Genomic DNA, 16487 nt, shown 5'->3' on the forward strand with positions numbered 1-16487 from the left:
GAATGAGTTTGACAAGATGCGCGAATGGTCACATGTTTAGCACCAGAAAACACGGAAGCACCTGCCCTTATTGCAGTATGGTCGTTGAGCCTGGGGCAAAACCGGACAACAAAGCACCTGCGAGAGTGGCAGACGACGATAAAACGATGCCGTACCTGGGGGAAACAGAAGGAATTGAGCCTGTTACCGGATGGCTGGTATGTATTGAGGGGCCGCAACAAGGTCAAGATTACCGCATTATGGCAGAGAAGAACTTCATCGGTCGCGCAGAGGATATGCATATCCGAATCGTCGGAGACAACACGATCTCTCGCCGCAATCATGCGGTGATTGTCTACGATCCGAAAAAACGCAACTTTTACTTGCTCCCGGGCGATGCGTCGGGGCTTGCCTATCATAACAATGAAGCAGTGTACACACCAGTCGAGCTCACTGCGTACGATGTGCTCCAGCTCGGAAAGAGTACTTTTATTTTCATCCCGCTGTGCGGTGTTCACTTCGAGTGGGACAACTCCAACAAAGGCAAGGAATGATGAGCATGTTTCAACAGGGCGCAATCCCGTATCTGGTCGTCCTTGGCGTGATCATTGCCATTGCTCTTTTATTTCGTCTGCGTGCAGCTTTGATCCGGCAAGAAATGAATCCCGTCATCCAGATTGGAAATGGACAGACGATCGGCAGACGAGAAGAACAGGATGATTACTTTTCGACAGCAACATCGTCTCATGGGACGATTGCGGTCTTGGCTGATGGAATCAGTGGACTGGCTAACGGCAGACTTTCTTCAACGCTTGCCGTGACGACATTTATCCGCGAGTTTACAAAGTTGGACAACCCGAAGCATATGTCCCTCTTCTTTTCCCGGGCTGCTTCTCTTGCGAATTCGGAGATTTTGCAGGCGCTGAGAGGAAGTCGGGGTGGGACCACGCTGGTCGCTGGTGTAATCGTAGAGGACAAGCTGTATTGGGGAGCCGTTGGAGACAGTATCATTACGGTTTTCCGGAATGGAGAATTCATCCCGATCAATCAAAAAGACATTTATGAGTCGGTGCTGGAGGCTCGTTTTCTATCCGGCGAGATTACGAAGGACGAGGCATTGGAGCATCCGCAGAAAAAACAGCTGATCAACTACTTGGGCTATGAAAACTTTCAGAATATCGAAATTGGCCGTGAGCCGTTTCCGCTTGAGAAGGGAGACAAGGTCATTCTGTGCAGTGACGGCGTCTACGATACGTTAACCGAGATGGAGCTGGAGCAGATCTTGTTCCAAAAAATCGCTGCCCATGACGCGGCTGACCAAATCATTGAAGCGGTGGAAAGCAAGCAAAAAGCCAATCAGGACAACGCAACCATTCTCATCCTGGAAAAAGGCTGGTAACGGGGGAGCGGGTAGTACGAATGAGAAAGGACAACAGTGAATTCATTACCGGGTTTCTATCCGAATCAGGCAGCTTCGTTCGCAACAAGGATTACTTTGCCTTCGCCGAGCTGGATGATATCGCGTGCTGGGTAATCGCCCGCGGATTGGACAACGATCAGGAAGTAGAAAGTGCGGAGTTGGCGGCCAAAAGCGTTCTGGGCTACTTTTTGCAGAAGCCGTCCATGTCGCGTTATCGCATACGCCGCTATTTGCAGGAGGCCCATCGTGTCCTGCAAGCCGAGAGCCATCGCGTCAGACTAAAAGCGAGCTTGACCGTAATCGTAACGGACTATGCCAGAGTAAGATACGGGGTCGCTGGTAACACCAGGCTGTATCAGTTTCGCAATGGCCGACTGCAATGGCAGAGCAAGGATCAGAGCCTTGCCCAACAGATGGTGGATGGGGAGGAAATCGCAGAGGAAGCGCTTGATCAGCACGAGGAGCGGCATAATCTCTTGAGCTATTTGGGGACACCCAATGAATTTCGTCCGTTTGTCTCCAAGAAGCTCCCGCTCTATGACGGTGATGTTTTTCTGCTTGCCACCCCTGGACTGTGGGAGAAGGTAAATCCGGCCGAAATGCAGGACGGGCTTCAAGAGGCGACAGATCCTGAAGCCTGGATCGATACGCTGGAGGACGTGCTTTTGAGCAAGCAAGAGCATGTCGTTCAAAACTACACGGCAGCCGCTATTTTTGCGAACAAAATTTTCAAGACAGACCCGCAAAAAAAATGGCGGATTATCAAACGGGTGGCACTCATCCTTCTCGTGCTTGCCTTAGCTGGCGGAGGAGCTCTGCTGTACAAGATGAAGGAAGCGGAGCGCATCGCGGATGCTGCGACAGGGATGTTCGAGCATGAAACAGCCGGAGACGCTTTCATTGCGGAGGGCGATTATCCGAAGGCACTCAAAGCGTACAGCGATGCCCGAAATGCGGCAAATATCGTGAAAAACAAAGTTCAGGCGGCTCTCTTGGCCAAAAAGATCCGCATTACACAGTTGATCGTGGATGGTGATACGGCGGTAAAGGATGAGCAGTACGCCAAAGCATTGGATAAGTACGACAAGGCGCTCAAGGAAATGAAAGGGCGCGATGATTTTAACGAACCGGAGATTTTGGAAAAGAAAGAAAAGACGCAATCGTATGTGCTCGTCATGCAGTGGAAAAAGGAAGGCGATCTCTTGTTTGAGGCGCAGGATTACGCCGGTGCAGAAGCCTATTACCAAAAGGCTCGCAAGCTGGCGTTGGAAACGTCCTTTGTAACAGGAGAAAAGGAGCTTCGCACCAAGCTGGACGAGGTGGCTTCCAAAAAGACCGGTATCGATAAGGAAAAGAAGACACTCGACGGCGACAAGCTGGAGAAGCAAGGCGACGAGAGCTATGCGGCCCAAGACTTCGAGGGAGCGATCCAATCGTATACGATGGCGCAGGAAATTTATCAGGAGATTGGTGTGCTGGAGAAAGTTTTGGCGATGGAGCGCAAGGTGACAAAGGCAGAGGAGAAGCTGAATCCTCCTGCTGCTCCACCTTCGGCAGGTACGCCAGCAGGACAGCCACCTGTGCAAGGGACGAGCGCTGCGAGTCAACCACCGCCAGTTCAGGTGAATCAAACGGCCCCGGTTAATCAGACGGCTCCTGTAAATCAGACGGCCCCGGTAAATCAAACGGCTCCGGTGAACCAAACGGCCCCGGTTAACCAGACAGTCCCAGTCAATCCGGTGGCTCCACCGTACCAGCCAGTTCCGGCGTCCCAAGCAGCGCCGACCAATCAAGCAGTTCCACCAGCCGCGACAGCTCCGGCGACTCAGCCAGTTCAGCCACCGCAAGCTAATCCACCAGCTACAGCCAATCCGACACAGGAGGAGGCAGCGAAAACGCCATGAAAGAGATCGTACTGGATCGTTTGAACAAAATGGAGGAGCTTGAGCAACGCAGGTTGCTCAAGCAGATCATGAACGGTGTCTTCCTCAACCTGGTCGAGTATCAGGAGGAGATGCAGAAGAAGCTGGAGGAGCGTGTTTTTACCGAGATCGAGGACAAGGAAGATAAGCATGACATCTACGTGACCCTCTGCCATCGCGATGACTTTGACCCGATCCACGAGTATTTGTATCCGATGATCCCTGGCGATGAGGAAAAGAAGATATGTGATCGCAAAGAGTTGGCGGTCAAGCTCAGCAACCAGGAAGAAGCGGTTATGATGACGATCTTTTTAGAGTGTGAGTACGACAAGATACAGGCGCTGATGATGAGCAAGCGAACCTTCAAGGGTCGTCTGAAAACGGCAGGCAATCACTATCCAATCGAGGTGCGCCTCCAACAAAGTCGTGTGTATATGGATGAGCTGGAAAAGCTGTACAACATGTTTCAAAAGAACGGGATGCCGTGGAAAACGGTGAATCACCCTTACGCCAGCAAGTTTTTCGATGTCATTCTGGTTGCCTGTGAGGGCACGTTTACAGAAGACGAAGAGATACTGGAGATGTCGATTACGCTCGATGAATGGGAGCCTTACAAAAAGCTGGACGTCATTCCGCTATGGAACATCGAGCGTTTGGCTTTAAAAAACATCGGCTTTCCCGTACCTGCCATTGACCGGGTGAACTTCGAGCATGTTCTGTCGTTACGCAAGACGGGCAGTGAGCACGGGTATTTGGTGGATGGAGATGAGGAGCTGATTCGCTACATCAAGCGGTCACCGGAAGAGCTGACGATCGTCTCGCCTCAGGAGAAGTCGGGAGTTTGGAACGTATGCAAAATTACGCAGCCTGTCACGACCCGCATCGGAAGACTGGACTACGAATTAGTGTCCAATCGTCGCAAAAACAGCTTCATCGGGAGCTATGCCCGAAAGCAGGCGATGACCGTACGAGCCAAAGGAGAGATTATCCGAATCGTCCATTCCTTTGAGGCAGCCGAGCAGCTGGAGCTAGTGAATGTTGAGATCCGGGACAAGAACAATCGTCCTTCCGCCACATACGGCTTGAATCCGTTCATTAGCGATAATGTCCGTGTAGAAAATGACAAGAAGATCATGGCTCTCGGCTTTCGGAGACGCGGGGCGAACAGCTTTCTTCTCCAAGACATGATGAGCTTCCTCGTCTCCGAGGTTCAGATGTATTTTCCGGAATACAAGTGTGAAGGAGAATGGGCTTGAATTACATCTGGGATTTGGTTATTCGTGCAAAACGCGCCGGGATCGCCAAAAAAGACATCCAGTTCAAAGCGGCCAAAGTGTATTCGCCCTACATGGAGCTGAGTCATGAGGCCATCAACGCCAAAACGGTGGACAAAACGGTAGAGGTGAATCCGTACTACCGCTTCGACGATATTTTCCGTGACCTTTTTGATGCCAATTACACGGACGATGCAGAGCTTCGGCATACCTTGTTTGATATCATCATCCATTTGCTGGCCGAGATCGATCTGACCCAAGGGATGAACAAGCGTGAGTACCACATCCGCTTTGTATTGCGCGACTTGGAAGCGGGGCTGTTCGGCAGTCGGGTACAGGAAAATATCCGCCTTTTTACCAAAGAGGAACGAGAGATTATCGCAGGCAATATTTTGCGCTTGTATGAGACCGGTGAAGCGGTGTACCTGCTCAAGGATACGATGCGCAAAATTTTCTCTCACTCTACCATTTACGCCAATTGCGAAGAAAAAGATGAGCTGCTGATTTACGTCGGGCAGTCGGAGAGTGAAACCGCACATGCCAAGCTCGCTTTAATCAAGGATATTTTTCTGCCGGTTCGGTTCCATACAGAGATTTATTGGCGAAACCATTTCGGCATTTTGGATGTCGAGGAAACGATGCAAATCGACAGTGTGGCACTGTACTAGAGGTTTTTGACCGATTGACCCCAACAAAAGGTCGGGAGAGAGGAGAGTTGGGATGACTACCTATTCATATAAGCTTCATCTCGAAAAGGGCAGCGGGGGTGGCAAAAGTCAAAGCGGAGTAACCTACACCCGGGATGAACTGATGGAGATGACGACTTTTCAACTGCGAAATATATGTTACAAAGAAAAGCTAGTCAGCTCACTCGTGAACAATCTCGATCGGGAGGGACTGCTGCACACGATTCTGCGTTTTCGCGGCGCAGAAGAAAACCTCCTGATTGAGCGTGCTGTTCCAGGTGGTGTTGAACGCCTCGAAGCCGTACTCCACAAATATTTAAACACACCGATGCCAGGTGTAGATGCGATCAAAATTCCAGCGAAGATGTGCTTGTACATGGGTCTCGCCATTGGCAAGCTGGACAACTATCACGTCGAATCCACCAAAGGCTTGTCCGAATCCAATGTGCTTTTGGTAAACGACCATATGGAGCTATGCGGCATTTTGCATCTGCGCAAAGAGAAAGACGATAGGAGAGCCGGGCATTTTACGCTGCACGCTCACCAAGATGCTCATTTGAGAAAAACGGTCAATCAAAACTACAGCCTGCTCTTTTTCCGCAAGCAGGACTCGGAGTATTTGTACAAGGCGTATCACCAGAACCATCCGTTGCCGCCTGTTAATCTCCACTACTACAAAGTACCGGTGACTGACCTCGAGATCAGGGAATTGGAAGAAACAGATGCCGTTCTCGCGATTGATTTTGGTACCTCCTCGACGACAGCGGGTGCTTTTCTCGACCATCAGTATGTCAGCTCTCCTTCTAGCAACGACTTGTTGAATGGACGCATACGCTTGAATGCGATCAATTACGTCTCTTTCCCCGATACAACGCAAAAAAACGAGGAATGGATCGAGGTGCTGCCGACGGCTGTCAGCGTGGCGGATTGCTCCAACCCGCATGACGTTCGCTTTCACATCGGTTATGAAGCACTTCGGCACATGAAAAAGAACGGATACAGCACGAATGCGACCGTGTTTCAAGGCATCAAACGCTGGGTGAACAGCTATCACAAGATCGAAGAGGTCATGGACAGCCAAGGGAATACCGCGACTGTGAAACGAAGCGACATCCTGCGCCAGTACCTTCGTCACGTTATTCAAATGGCCGAGCATCAATTCAAATGCCGCTTTCGTCATCTGCATATCACAAGTCCAGTCAAGCTGAAAACGCAGTTTCTTGAGATGTTCACCGAGATTTTGCCTGAGTATCGCATTGAATCAGAGCACGCCCTCGATGAAGGAATGGCCGTCCTGTTTAACACGATCGCGGATCAAATTGACAAAAACAGCTTTCTGGACGGGGAGACGTATCAAGCGCTCGTCATCGACTGCGGCGGAGGAACGACGGACCTGTCATCCTGCCATTTCCGGATCGAGGACGGACATATCTCCTACCGCATCGATATCGATACGACCTATGAAAACGGCGACACCAATTTTGGCGGCAACAACATTACGTATCGCATTATGCAATTTATGAAAATCGTCTTCGCGGACTATTACGGAAAAGGGCGGCAAGTGACCGACATCGACCAGATTATCGACATCCCTGGATCGGAAATATTCCGGTACGTGGATGAATACGGCGTCGATTCCGTCTATGAACGCTTCGAGGCGAGATATCGGGAAGCTGAGGTGATTTTACCGACTCGCTACAAGGAGTACGAGAACAAGAGCCGGGACGAGTATCAGCGTGTCCGCAACAATTTTCACTTTTTGTGGGACCTCGCTGACCATATGAAAAAAGAGTTTTTCCGTCAGACCGGCATTTTGCGCAATCGCTTCACATCCGATACGGAAAATCGTCAAGAGCCTGATCTAAAGCTGACGGCAGTCGAGCGATGGGTGTTGTCGATACGGGAGGATGGTCGCTTCCGGGATGTGTTTGATTTTCCTGATGTCGTTTTCAACGCCAAAGAGATCAATCACCTGATCAAGGCCGATATTTACGAGATTTTGCGCGTCTTCTTGGACGATTTTTACCAACAGGGAAAACTGGCTGACTTCTCGATCATCAAGCTGACCGGGCAGTCGTGCCGGATTGATGTTTTCCGTGAAGCGCTCAAAGAGTTTGTCCCAGGACGCAGTATCGAGTTCCGGCAAAAGTCGGAGGATGCGGGCAAGGTGCCAGACCTAAAGCTGTCTTGCTTACGTGGAGCACTGCGCTATCAAAGTGCCAAAAAGGCAGGTTTCATCGAAGCGCAGATTACGAATCATGCGCCGATCGTCCCCTATTCCGTGACCGCCTTCACGCATAACAAGCAAGAGAGAGTACTCATTCACAGTCAGGAAAAGCTGAGTCTCGTGCATGGCTCTATCTCGCGTCCCTACGGCGTGAGCGAGGTTGAATTTTATCTCAAGGAAAATGACGGCCAGCTGCGCCAGCGGTACTTGTACATGGATGAACCTGCTCAATACAAAACGGTGCTGTATGAGGACATCGCGAGCAAGTACGGTACGCATATCCCGCAGGATGAGACTGACTCCATTCAAAATGGCGAGTCGAAATACTTCGTTTTTGCGAGCGGCAGCGAGTGGGGATTCCATGTCGTGCCAGTAGCTCGCTTGAATGAACAGCTTGCTTTGGGGAAAAAGGTTTTCTTTGCTTTTGAGAGTGACTTGTCCGAGCTGGATTTCTTTGACGGGATGAAATGATCAAATAACCAGGCAGCTTAAATGAACAGGAAGGGGGAACAGCGGTGTTTTCCCATCTCTATCCCAATTTTCATAAAGGGCGAATTCTCAAGCGGGAGATGCTTGAAAATCTGCGTGATTACCCGCGGCATTTTGTAGATTTATACTTTCAGGATTATACAGACGGCATTATTTCCGGGATGGATGTAACGATAGGCGAAGGGCACCTCACTGTCGGCAGAGGGATCGTTAAGCATCAAGGGCGGATTTACCTGTTCGACCGCGAAGAGCGTGTCCCTTATGAGGCCACAGGTATGGAGACGGTGCTCAAGATTCGCTTTCACGAGGAGACTTCGCTGACCGACTATTACGTTTACGAGACGTCGTATGTTCTCGATCAGGAGATAGAGTCACGCCAAGATGAAAGGGAGCTGGGGCGCTTCAAGCTCAAGCAAGGGGCAAGGCTTCGCGGGGATTATCAGGACTTAGCCGATATGGCGACCGAATTCAATACGTGGAATCTCGTGCATGTCGAACATGCCGGGAGAAACGAGCCAACACTTGCTCCTTACATCCTGCGGTATTTTGCGAATGAAATGCTGAAGACTGTCACCAATCACCCGTATGATCTCGCCTTTGCCATGCAGTGCTTGAATGCGGACAGAGTAGAGCGCGAACTGATTCTTCATTATTTAGGCAATAGACTGGGGACTGGTTACCGCGAGTACACGAACCTGCAGATTCTCAAATACCTCGCACGCATCTTGGATGACGCCAAGAGTGGCGGAAGGTCCTCAAAAACGGAGTGGAAAACAGGCGGGCGTCAGCGGGTTATTGTTGATTAACGAGAGGATGGTGAATGGAAATGGCGCGTATGGATGAAAGCATTATCGGCATGTTGAATGAGCTTTCCGGTGAGGATGCACAGCCAGCAGCAATACGTTTTGGTCCAAAGGGCAAAAACCGACTGGATGTAGTGAACAAATCATTTATTACAGTCGGTGAAGAGAGAATTCCCATGGAGGACAAGCGCGTCCTCGACGATCTCGTACAGATTCGGCTCCCGAAGACATTTTCCATCATGAGTCCAGAAGTAGCAGCTCTGAAGTATCCATCAGAACGTAGGCCTTCCCTGATTTATACGAACGAAACAGCGTCAATTAACCTGGCTTTTACCTATACCGAGAGCAAGCTGACGGATTCTCCTGCACAGCTGAAGGCCTTCATGGATGTCATGAAGCAGGTTTTGCGGAGAACACAGCCGCTCGCTCGTTGGCAGGAGGAAGGAATACGTGAGATTGCGGGGACCAGCGTCGGATTTTTCGAGTTTGTCGCGCCCGCATTGGATACGGACATTTACAACCTGATCAGCTTTGTCTCCCTACAGGGACGGGCTCTTCTCTGCACGTTCAATTGCACGGAACAGGAGCTGTCGGACTGGAAGCCAGTGGGCTGGGGAATCATGGATTCTTTGTCGCTCGTATCCGCTAATTCAGATGAAAACGGGAAGGGAGAAGGGAAAATATGAGTCTTCCTGTCATTGCCTACAACAATTTGCAAATCTCTCCTTATCAATTGACGCATCTGGTAGAACTGACGATGACGAAAAAGATCAATGAGCATGCGCGCCTGACATTTACGGGGATCGTACCAGAAGAATTGAAGGACAGCTATGTGGAAATGACAGAAGCACAGACCCCGATCGAAATCAGTCAGGTGGATAACGAAGGCAACGCCACGCCGCTTTTTGCGGGGATCGTTCTGGAGATAGGCATCAAAGCCGTCCGAGACGTCTATTATTTGTACGTCGAAGCTGTCTCTCCTACGTACAATCTTGACGTGAAGCGCAAGAGCCGTTCGTTTCAAAACAAAGCCATGACCTACGGTGCCCTTTTGAAAACAATCGCAGGAGAATACCCAGGCATGGACATTATGGACATGGCCTCCAATGGCGGGAAGCTGGGCTCCTTTACCATGCAGTATCAGGAGACGGATTGGCAATTTCTGAAGCGACTTGCTTCGCGTTTTCAGACCGGACTGATGCCGGCATCCGTTTTTGAAAAGCCAAAGTTCAGCTTTGGTGTGCCAGAGGGTGCATCGAAAGGCAAGCTGGACGATTTTCACTACCGGGTGCGCAAAAATTTGAATGAATACCGCCATTCCTCGGAAAACGGGGTCAAGGGCGTGGATGAAAATGACTACATCTTTTACGAGGTAGAGACGGATCGCGTGCTCGATTTGGGCAACGGTGTGGATTTCAAAGGGAAGAGCCTGTATGTGTATGAGGCCCATACCGAGATGAAGAAAGGCTTGCTCAAGCACAAGTATTTGCTTGCGTCCAAAAAAGGAATGAGCCAAAAGCCGCTCCACAATTCGCTCATTGTAGGGGCATCGGTGCAGGGGAAAGTCATTGAGGTATCAAAAGACAACGTCAAAATCCACCTCGATATCGATGAGAGCCAGAGCAAGAGCGAAGCGCACTGGTTCCCGTACTCTTCGGTTTATACTGCCGAAGGAAACAGCGGTTGGTATTGCATGCCGGAGCTCGATGACTACGTCCGCGTCTATTTTCCGAGCAACAAGGAAAGTGACGGGATTGCGATCAGCTCTGTCCGGAAAAATTCAGACGAGGGTGAAACGAACAAGCTCGGGAATCCCGATATCAAATACTTCCGCACGGCCAACGGAAAAGAACTGATGTTCAGCCCGTCGGAGGTATTGCTTAGCGCAAAGGACGGGGAAATCCTCATTCGCATGACCGACGCGGACGGCATCCAGATTTTCAGCAAGAAAAATATCAAGGTTGTCTCCGAAAAGGACATTTTGATGGACTCTGCCACGAAGGTGATTATCTCCGCAAAAGAGGAGATCAGTCTCACCTGCAAAGAGAGCAACATCAAGATGGATGGAAATACAAGCATCGTCGGGCAGGAGCTCAAAACCAATTGACACACATGGTTGCCACGCGGGTAACCGTGTGTTTGGTGTATGCAAAAACGGTGAGAAGAAGGGGGGATTGGCATGGAGAGAGAGGAAGCCTTGCAGCATTTCAAGGAGCACGAGGTACCGAAGAGAACCATCGCCAGCCTGCATGCCTTGGATGCTTACTATCAGGCCAATAAAGAGAGGCTGGCAAAAGAATTTCTCCGTTCATTTGAAGAGATTTGCCGACGAGTCGTTGACATGCAGGGGCGAGGGGAAAAAGGCAAGCTGGCGCACTTGACCTATTCCATGCTGCGGACGGAGCTTCTTCTTGGAAGCAGTCAGTATTTGCTGGAAGCTACGGACAGCAGTTGGTTTTTCGATCCGGTGGAGTGTCAAACCAGCTATGATGCGAGCTGGGCTTTCCGTTTTTTGGATCGGCTTGCAGACGATTGGAACGAGGCTGCCAGAGCGTATGCCGGACACGTAAGACTTCCCGATATCGAACGGATCAAGCTCGTGGAGGCAGAGAAGTTTCATCAATATGTCGTTCACCTGATCCGTTATGCCATGGTGCAGGCTGTTCAGCTGGAAGTCTTTCTACAGGTGGACAAGGAGCCGGAGCTGGAGGTGCGTGTTGGAGAGTATCTGGATCAAAGCGAGATCGTGTACTGTCTGGACACTCGCCACAAAAATTCCGTGATGATCCGTGCTTGGCTGGAAGAAAAGCAAGAGCTGGAATACGGCTACAAGGTTTTGGCTGGCCTCGATTTGGGGCAAGGGCAATTCGATGGTCTTGATCTTCGTTATTCGGACCTCTCTGACAGTCAGCTAACGAAAGCAACTCTTCGCGAAAGTGTTTTGGTCGGAACGAGATGGCATCGTGCCCAGCTAAAAGCGGTTGATTTTGGCGACAGTCTCATTCACGGAGCGGATTTTACTGGAGCGAATCTGCTAGGTGCGAGCTTTCGTGAAGCATCCGGGCCAAGGGGTCTTTTGGAACCAGATGCGTGGGAGATGCCCGGTTTTGATGGCGTCTTGTTCGTCGGGGCGGACTTGACTGGGACTGATTTTACTGGGGCCGATCTGCGCGGCGCAGACTTTACAGATGCGATTTTGACCGGAGCGAATTTTAGCGGCGCACTTCTGGAGAGAGCCGTATTCTCGGAGGAGGTCAGGGAGTCCATTCTGTTGGATGAGCTTCAGGAGCGGCATGTCATATGGCGTGAGGGGAGTCAGGTATGAATTATTTCATCTTGTCACAGGACGAGCGCATCGCGAGTGCAGTAGAGCCAACAGGCGTTTTTGACGTTATCCGGCAGGAGTGGCTCACCACAGAATATCAGGAAGAGTTGGACGAGGCCGTCATCCAGTTCGACATCAAGCAAAAGAAAGAGAACGACTATCTGGATTTTCTCGACAGACCGATCCCGCTGTATTCCAACCGCTTAAAGACAATCATCCACAAGTTCGCGCCGAAGCTGTTCGTCAAATCCGTCGTGCTGGTAGACAGGGAGCGGATCAAGCAGGATTTGTACTGGATGATGATCCTGCCGCGTATGAACTGCCTGTCAGAGAAAAGCGAGTTTCACAAGGACGGCTCACTCAAGAGGCTGGTTCTCGATCCAGAAAAGATTGGACGCCACACGATTTTTCAAGTCGAAGGCATTCGTGAACCGTATATCATCATCGATTTGCGGCTGGCGGAAGCCTTGCTGCGCAGGGACTTTTTCGGTATCCGCTTGAAAAAAGCAGAGCAAGCAGGGAGGAGAATGAGTCATGCCCATGATTGAAGATGTCGATGTAGTGCCGTCGTCCGCTCCGAAGAAAAGCTACGTTGTGGCAGGCGCGATTCTCACGTGCGACTACGGGAGCCAGAAGAACAAGCTGAAAACGCCGTTTAGTCATGGCGTGTACATTCGCAATCAAGCACAAATGAACGTGAATGACTATGTGCCGCAAGTAAATATCATGCCGTTTGGCAAATGTAAATGCGAGAAAAATCCAACCGTCGCAGCTGCTACTGCTGCCAACAACGGCGTGCTCAAGCCGATGCCATGCGTTCCTGTGGTCACCATGCCCTGGATCGATGGCAAGGCAGATGTACTCGTGGAAAATCATCCCGCCCTGTTAAACACCAGCACGAACATGTGCATCTATGGAGGCTGCATTCGCATCGAAGACGACGGACAGGAGCAATCGTGAGGGGGATTGTATGAATACGACAGAGAAGCTGGCTGGATACGAGAATATTCAGTTGGTCTCACCCTTTGAAATCCAAAGCCTGCAGGATGTCAGAATCGTGAAGAAAGTCAATGAGCACGCTAGACTGTTCGTCACCGCAATCATCCCGGAGGAAAAAAGCGACCGTTACATTGAGATGGCGACGAGTGAGGATACAGTCGCGCTGAATTTGGTGGAAAACGGTTCGCTTACGAAGACACTGTTCAAAGGACTCGTGGATTCCGTCAGTGTGAATTTTGTTCACGGCGTGTATCATTTGGAGCTGGAAGCGGTCTCGCACACGCAGCGAATGGACGGACAGCGCAAGATGCGCTCTTTTCAGCATAAACAAATGACGTATGCCAGTCTGCTGGATGAAATCACGAAGGACTATCCCGGCTCGGATTATTTGGACCATGCTTCGAACGGAGCGCCGCTCGGGACCATTGCCATTCAGTATCAGGAAACAGATTGGCAGTTTTTAAAGCGACTAGCCTCCCGCTTTGGTTCCATTCTCGTCGCTGAGGCAGTGGCAGATACGCCCAAGTTTTGGTTCGGCTTGCCCGAGGGACGCACTGCCCAATTGACAGACGCTAGCTACACCATCAGCAAAAGGCTTTCTCCCTATATGGAAACGACAGAAAACGGCTACGCGGCAGGTATGTCGGAAAACGATTTTCTCACCTATGAAGTAGAAAGCGGACAGGTCCTCCAGCTCGGAGACCGTGTGAACTACCAAGGCAAAGAGCTGGTCGTCGCCGGGTCAACAACGAGGATCGACCATGCCCTGCTGATTCACACCTATCAGCTCATGCCCGAAGCAGGCATTCGTCAAAACCCTATCCGCAACGACGACATATGCGGCGCTGCCCTGGAAGGCAAGATCATCGACATCCAAAAGGATACCGTCAAAATCCACCTCGACATCGATCCGAAGCAGCCCAAGGCAGAGGCGAGCTGGTTCCCTTATGCCACGGTCTACTCGGCAGAGGGCAACAGCGGCTTTCACTGCATGCCGCAAATGGGCGACTCCGTGAAGCTCTACTTCTCTACGCCAGATGAAGAAGGAGCCATGGCAGTCAGCTCCGTGCGAAAAGGGGGAGGCAGCACGGCGAAAACGGGCAATCCCGGCATCAAGTACTGGGGAACCAACTTTGGCAAAGAGCTGATGATGGGTGGCAAGGAGCTCGTTCTTACTGCGAAGGAGAGCAAGGAAGGAAATATTTTTATCAAGCTTCATGAAGAGGACGGCATCGAGATTCACAGCATGCATCCGATTGTTTTTACTTCGGAAAAGGATATGGAGATTACGTCAGATACGAAAGTTGAGATCAAGGCCAAGGAAGCGATCTACCTCATGTGCAGCACCAGCAGCATGATTTTGGACGGGGAAGTCGATCTTCAAGCACCAAAGATTGAGATGGTCGGGCTGACGAAGGCTCCTGTGGTTGTGGAGGATTTGCCGCAGGAGGAGGAAGAAGTAGTTGAAGAGGAGCAGCAGGAAGAGGAAGAGTCTGGATGGGGTGGATTTCTGGATGGTGTACAGCTAGCGCTGGATGTTGTAGGACTCATTCCGGGTCTGGGAGAAGTAGCTGACCTGGCGAACGCGGGAATCTCGCTCGCACGAGGAGACTATGCAGGAGCGGCGCTATCTCTGGCAGCGTGTATCCCTTTTGCAGGCTGGGCGGCAACCGGAGCCAAGCTGGGAGCAAAGGCGCATAAAGCACTAAAGGGAACGAAAGCGGGACAGAAAGTGCTCGAGGTAGCAGACTCAGCGGCGGATGTTGTGAAGAACGTAGCAAATGCCGTCGAAAGTACCGTCGGGAAGGTCTGGACGGCTGCCCGCAAAACACTAGACGAGATGGATGTGGTGCAAGCCGTCCAGCGAATCAAGGAGCAGTTGCACGCTAGCGTCATGGCCGCAAAAGATGCAGTCATCAGCAAGGCTACACAGATGAAAGAACAGCTCAAGCAAAAGGCTAGGAAGCTGCGCGATGATATGCAAGAAGGTTTGCAGAATTTAGCGGATAGTTTAGGCCCTCAGTTACAATCGGCGGAAGGGTTTCCAATAAAATTCTCGAATAAAAAAGATGTAGTGGAGCTTCCAAGAACCGAGAATCAGCGGAAGTGGGATGAGACTTTTGGACGACCCAATGAGCCGAGACCGAATCAAAAGCCGCCGGAGAAGCCGCCTGAGGGTGAGAAACCACCAGAGACTGAGGGGACGGGTAAACCAAATTTATCAAGCGGTGATTTAGGAGAACTATTAGGTAGTGGGGGTAATAAGAATGTGTACGCCTATGGGGAGGATAAAGCTGTAGGGGTTCTAAAAGACGGTAAGCCACAAAAGCTAATTACAGAAGAGTTGGGTTTGTTAAACAAACTTGATGAGCTAGGATTACCGACAGTAAATGGACGCTCAATTTTTGTTGATGGAAAAGATGCCCTTATGTTTGACAGGTTTGCACAAGGTTCCAAAGATATAGTAAAATTACATGATGGTAAGGTGCAAATAGTTGGAGAATCATCATTATTGAATCAACGAAGTATTGAGGATTTAACTGCTATAAGAAAAATAATGGTTGAAAAGAAGATCAAGATTAATGATTTGCAGTTTCTAATTGGAAAAGATGGAAGAGTAGTAGTTGCTGATCCCCTAAACGTAGAAGTAGGTAAAAAAGTAAAACCATCAAAAAATAATCTAAGAATGATTGATTTGCTTATAGAATCCGCCAGGAAAAATTCAAAATAACGTATTGAATTTAGGAGAGTGTTTATGGATAACGAGTTGCGAGACGGATCCTCAATTCCATCTGATAGGATTAAGTTGTTACAGATTATTAAAAATGAAAAGCTTAGCAAGTTAATAAGATTTAGCTGGTGGGAAAGCGAAGAATCAATGGAACAATGTGAGATTGCACAAGATGAAGTGTTCTCTCTAACTGCTGGACCTCTACTGCTATATTTTGAATCAGGGTTAGTAATTGGAGCAGCTAGTGACCCTTCAAGAAATTCGGTTATTTTATGGGTTGAAAAAGATGATACCGGGTATATTAAAGACGAATCTATTGAAAATGACACTGATTTATATCCAATTGATGCTGAGGATAAAATATATAGTAGTCCTTATTGGGGTCAAATAGTAGGGCAGAATATAAAAGAAATAAATATAATAAAGCGCGATCCCCAAAATGCTCTGTTTGAAGAATTACCAAATGAAGTTGGTCTAGAGATAGTAATGGAAAATGATATGAAATTTATATTGTCCCATGGATTACACGATGATTCAGACGATTTCTCTGTATTAACAACTTCACAATTAGAAGTAGATTTAATAGCGAGCCTAAAGTGGTTCGCCTGCTAATAATTTTTGTTTGTATTGCG

General features: G+C 49.7%; 14 protein-coding genes. All 14 read left to right on the top strand.

Annotation, left to right across the window (positions count from 1 at the left end):
• Nucleotides 1–2: 2 nt before the first annotated feature.
• The 14 genes from EL268_RS07650 to EL268_RS07715 all read left to right on the top strand — a co-directional run bounded on the left by EL268_RS07650 (nucleotide 3) and on the right by EL268_RS07715 (nucleotide 16467).
• Nucleotides 3–533, top strand: a complete 531-nt coding sequence (locus tag EL268_RS07650; protein ID WP_017252081.1) for an FHA domain-containing protein — start codon at nucleotides 3–5, stop codon at nucleotides 531–533.
• Between the two features lie 5 nt (nucleotides 534–538).
• Complete coding sequence (locus EL268_RS07655) at nucleotides 539–1378, top strand: PP2C family protein-serine/threonine phosphatase (protein WP_106655603.1); 840 nt, start codon at nucleotides 539–541, stop codon at nucleotides 1376–1378.
• 20 nt (nucleotides 1379–1398) lie between these two features.
• The gene (locus EL268_RS07660) at nucleotides 1399–3303 is read left to right on the top strand and encodes a PP2C family protein-serine/threonine phosphatase (protein ID WP_106655604.1); all 1905 of its coding nucleotides are present in this window, start codon (nucleotides 1399–1401) and stop codon (nucleotides 3301–3303) included.
• A complete protein-coding gene (locus EL268_RS07665) occupies nucleotides 3300–4577 on the top strand; it encodes a normocyte-binding protein (protein ID WP_106655605.1) in 1278 nt (425 codons plus the stop codon). The genes EL268_RS07660 and EL268_RS07665 overlap by 4 nt, the downstream gene beginning before the upstream one ends.
• The gene (locus EL268_RS07670) at nucleotides 4568–5263 is read left to right on the top strand and encodes an iron-dependent peroxidase (protein ID WP_106655606.1); all 696 of its coding nucleotides are present in this window, start codon (nucleotides 4568–4570) and stop codon (nucleotides 5261–5263) included. The genes EL268_RS07665 and EL268_RS07670 overlap by 10 nt, the downstream gene beginning before the upstream one ends.
• Nucleotides 5264–5315: 52 nt before the next feature.
• The gene (locus tag EL268_RS07675) at nucleotides 5316–7979 is read left to right on the top strand and encodes an acetate and sugar kinases/Hsc70/actin family protein (protein ID WP_106655607.1); all 2664 of its coding nucleotides are present in this window, start codon (nucleotides 5316–5318) and stop codon (nucleotides 7977–7979) included.
• A 44-nt stretch (nucleotides 7980–8023) separates the two neighbouring features.
• Nucleotides 8024–8803: a DNA and RNA helicase gene (locus EL268_RS07680; RefSeq protein WP_106655608.1), complete on the top strand. Its 780-nt coding sequence runs from the start codon at nucleotides 8024–8026 to the stop codon at nucleotides 8801–8803.
• A 14-nt stretch (nucleotides 8804–8817) separates the two neighbouring features.
• Complete coding sequence (locus EL268_RS07685) at nucleotides 8818–9486, top strand: hypothetical protein (RefSeq protein ID WP_106655609.1); 669 nt, start codon at nucleotides 8818–8820, stop codon at nucleotides 9484–9486.
• Nucleotides 9483–10907 (top strand): contractile injection system protein, VgrG/Pvc8 family, encoded by a 1425-nt coding sequence (locus tag EL268_RS07690; protein ID WP_106655610.1) that lies wholly within the window; start codon nucleotides 9483–9485, stop codon nucleotides 10905–10907. Before EL268_RS07685 ends, EL268_RS07690 begins: the two co-directional genes overlap by 4 nt.
• Nucleotides 10908–10979: 72 nt before the next feature.
• Nucleotides 10980–12125, top strand: a complete 1146-nt coding sequence (locus EL268_RS07695; RefSeq protein WP_106655611.1) for a pentapeptide repeat-containing protein — start codon at nucleotides 10980–10982, stop codon at nucleotides 12123–12125.
• A complete protein-coding gene (locus EL268_RS07700; RefSeq protein ID WP_115984513.1) occupies nucleotides 12122–12673 on the top strand; it encodes an imm11 family protein in 552 nt (183 codons plus the stop codon). The genes EL268_RS07695 and EL268_RS07700 overlap by 4 nt, the downstream gene beginning before the upstream one ends.
• Nucleotides 12660–13085 (top strand): DUF4280 domain-containing protein, encoded by a 426-nt coding sequence (locus EL268_RS07705; RefSeq protein ID WP_106657760.1) that lies wholly within the window; start codon nucleotides 12660–12662, stop codon nucleotides 13083–13085. Before EL268_RS07700 ends, EL268_RS07705 begins: the two co-directional genes overlap by 14 nt.
• Nucleotides 13086–13095: 10 nt before the next feature.
• Nucleotides 13096–15855, top strand: coding sequence for a contractile injection system protein, VgrG/Pvc8 family (locus EL268_RS07710; protein WP_232030302.1), 2760 nt, complete (start codon nucleotides 13096–13098; stop codon nucleotides 15853–15855).
• Nucleotides 15856–15879: 24 nt separating this feature from the next.
• Nucleotides 15880–16467, top strand: a complete 588-nt coding sequence (locus EL268_RS07715) for a hypothetical protein (RefSeq protein WP_232030304.1) — start codon at nucleotides 15880–15882, stop codon at nucleotides 16465–16467.
• Nucleotides 16468–16487: the final 20 nt, after the last annotated feature.

This window comes from Brevibacillus brevis, from assembly GCF_900637055.1.
GTDB lineage: Bacteria > Bacillota > Bacilli > Brevibacillales > Brevibacillaceae > Brevibacillus > Brevibacillus brevis.

Coding starts and splice junctions, on each gene's coding strand:
- EL268_RS07670 (WP_106655606.1), top strand. CDS start 4,568: ATGGGCTTGAATTACATCTGGGATTTGGTTATTCGTGCAAAACGCGCC.
- EL268_RS07655 (WP_106655603.1), top strand. CDS start 539: ATGTTTCAACAGGGCGCAATCCCGTATCTGGTCGTCCTTGGCGTGATC.
- EL268_RS07715 (WP_232030304.1), top strand. CDS start 15,880: ATGGATAACGAGTTGCGAGACGGATCCTCAATTCCATCTGATAGGATT.
- EL268_RS07685 (WP_106655609.1), top strand. CDS start 8,818: ATGGAAATGGCGCGTATGGATGAAAGCATTATCGGCATGTTGAATGAG.
- EL268_RS07650 (WP_017252081.1), top strand. CDS start 3: ATGAGTTTGACAAGATGCGCGAATGGTCACATGTTTAGCACCAGAAAA.
- EL268_RS07700 (WP_115984513.1), top strand. CDS start 12,122: ATGAATTATTTCATCTTGTCACAGGACGAGCGCATCGCGAGTGCAGTA.
- EL268_RS07660 (WP_106655604.1), top strand. CDS start 1,399: ATGAGAAAGGACAACAGTGAATTCATTACCGGGTTTCTATCCGAATCA.
- EL268_RS07665 (WP_106655605.1), top strand. CDS start 3,300: ATGAAAGAGATCGTACTGGATCGTTTGAACAAAATGGAGGAGCTTGAG.
- EL268_RS07675 (WP_106655607.1), top strand. CDS start 5,316: ATGACTACCTATTCATATAAGCTTCATCTCGAAAAGGGCAGCGGGGGT.
- EL268_RS07695 (WP_106655611.1), top strand. CDS start 10,980: ATGGAGAGAGAGGAAGCCTTGCAGCATTTCAAGGAGCACGAGGTACCG.
- EL268_RS07690 (WP_106655610.1), top strand. CDS start 9,483: ATGAGTCTTCCTGTCATTGCCTACAACAATTTGCAAATCTCTCCTTAT.
- EL268_RS07705 (WP_106657760.1), top strand. CDS start 12,660: ATGCCCATGATTGAAGATGTCGATGTAGTGCCGTCGTCCGCTCCGAAG.
- EL268_RS07710 (WP_232030302.1), top strand. CDS start 13,096: ATGAATACGACAGAGAAGCTGGCTGGATACGAGAATATTCAGTTGGTC.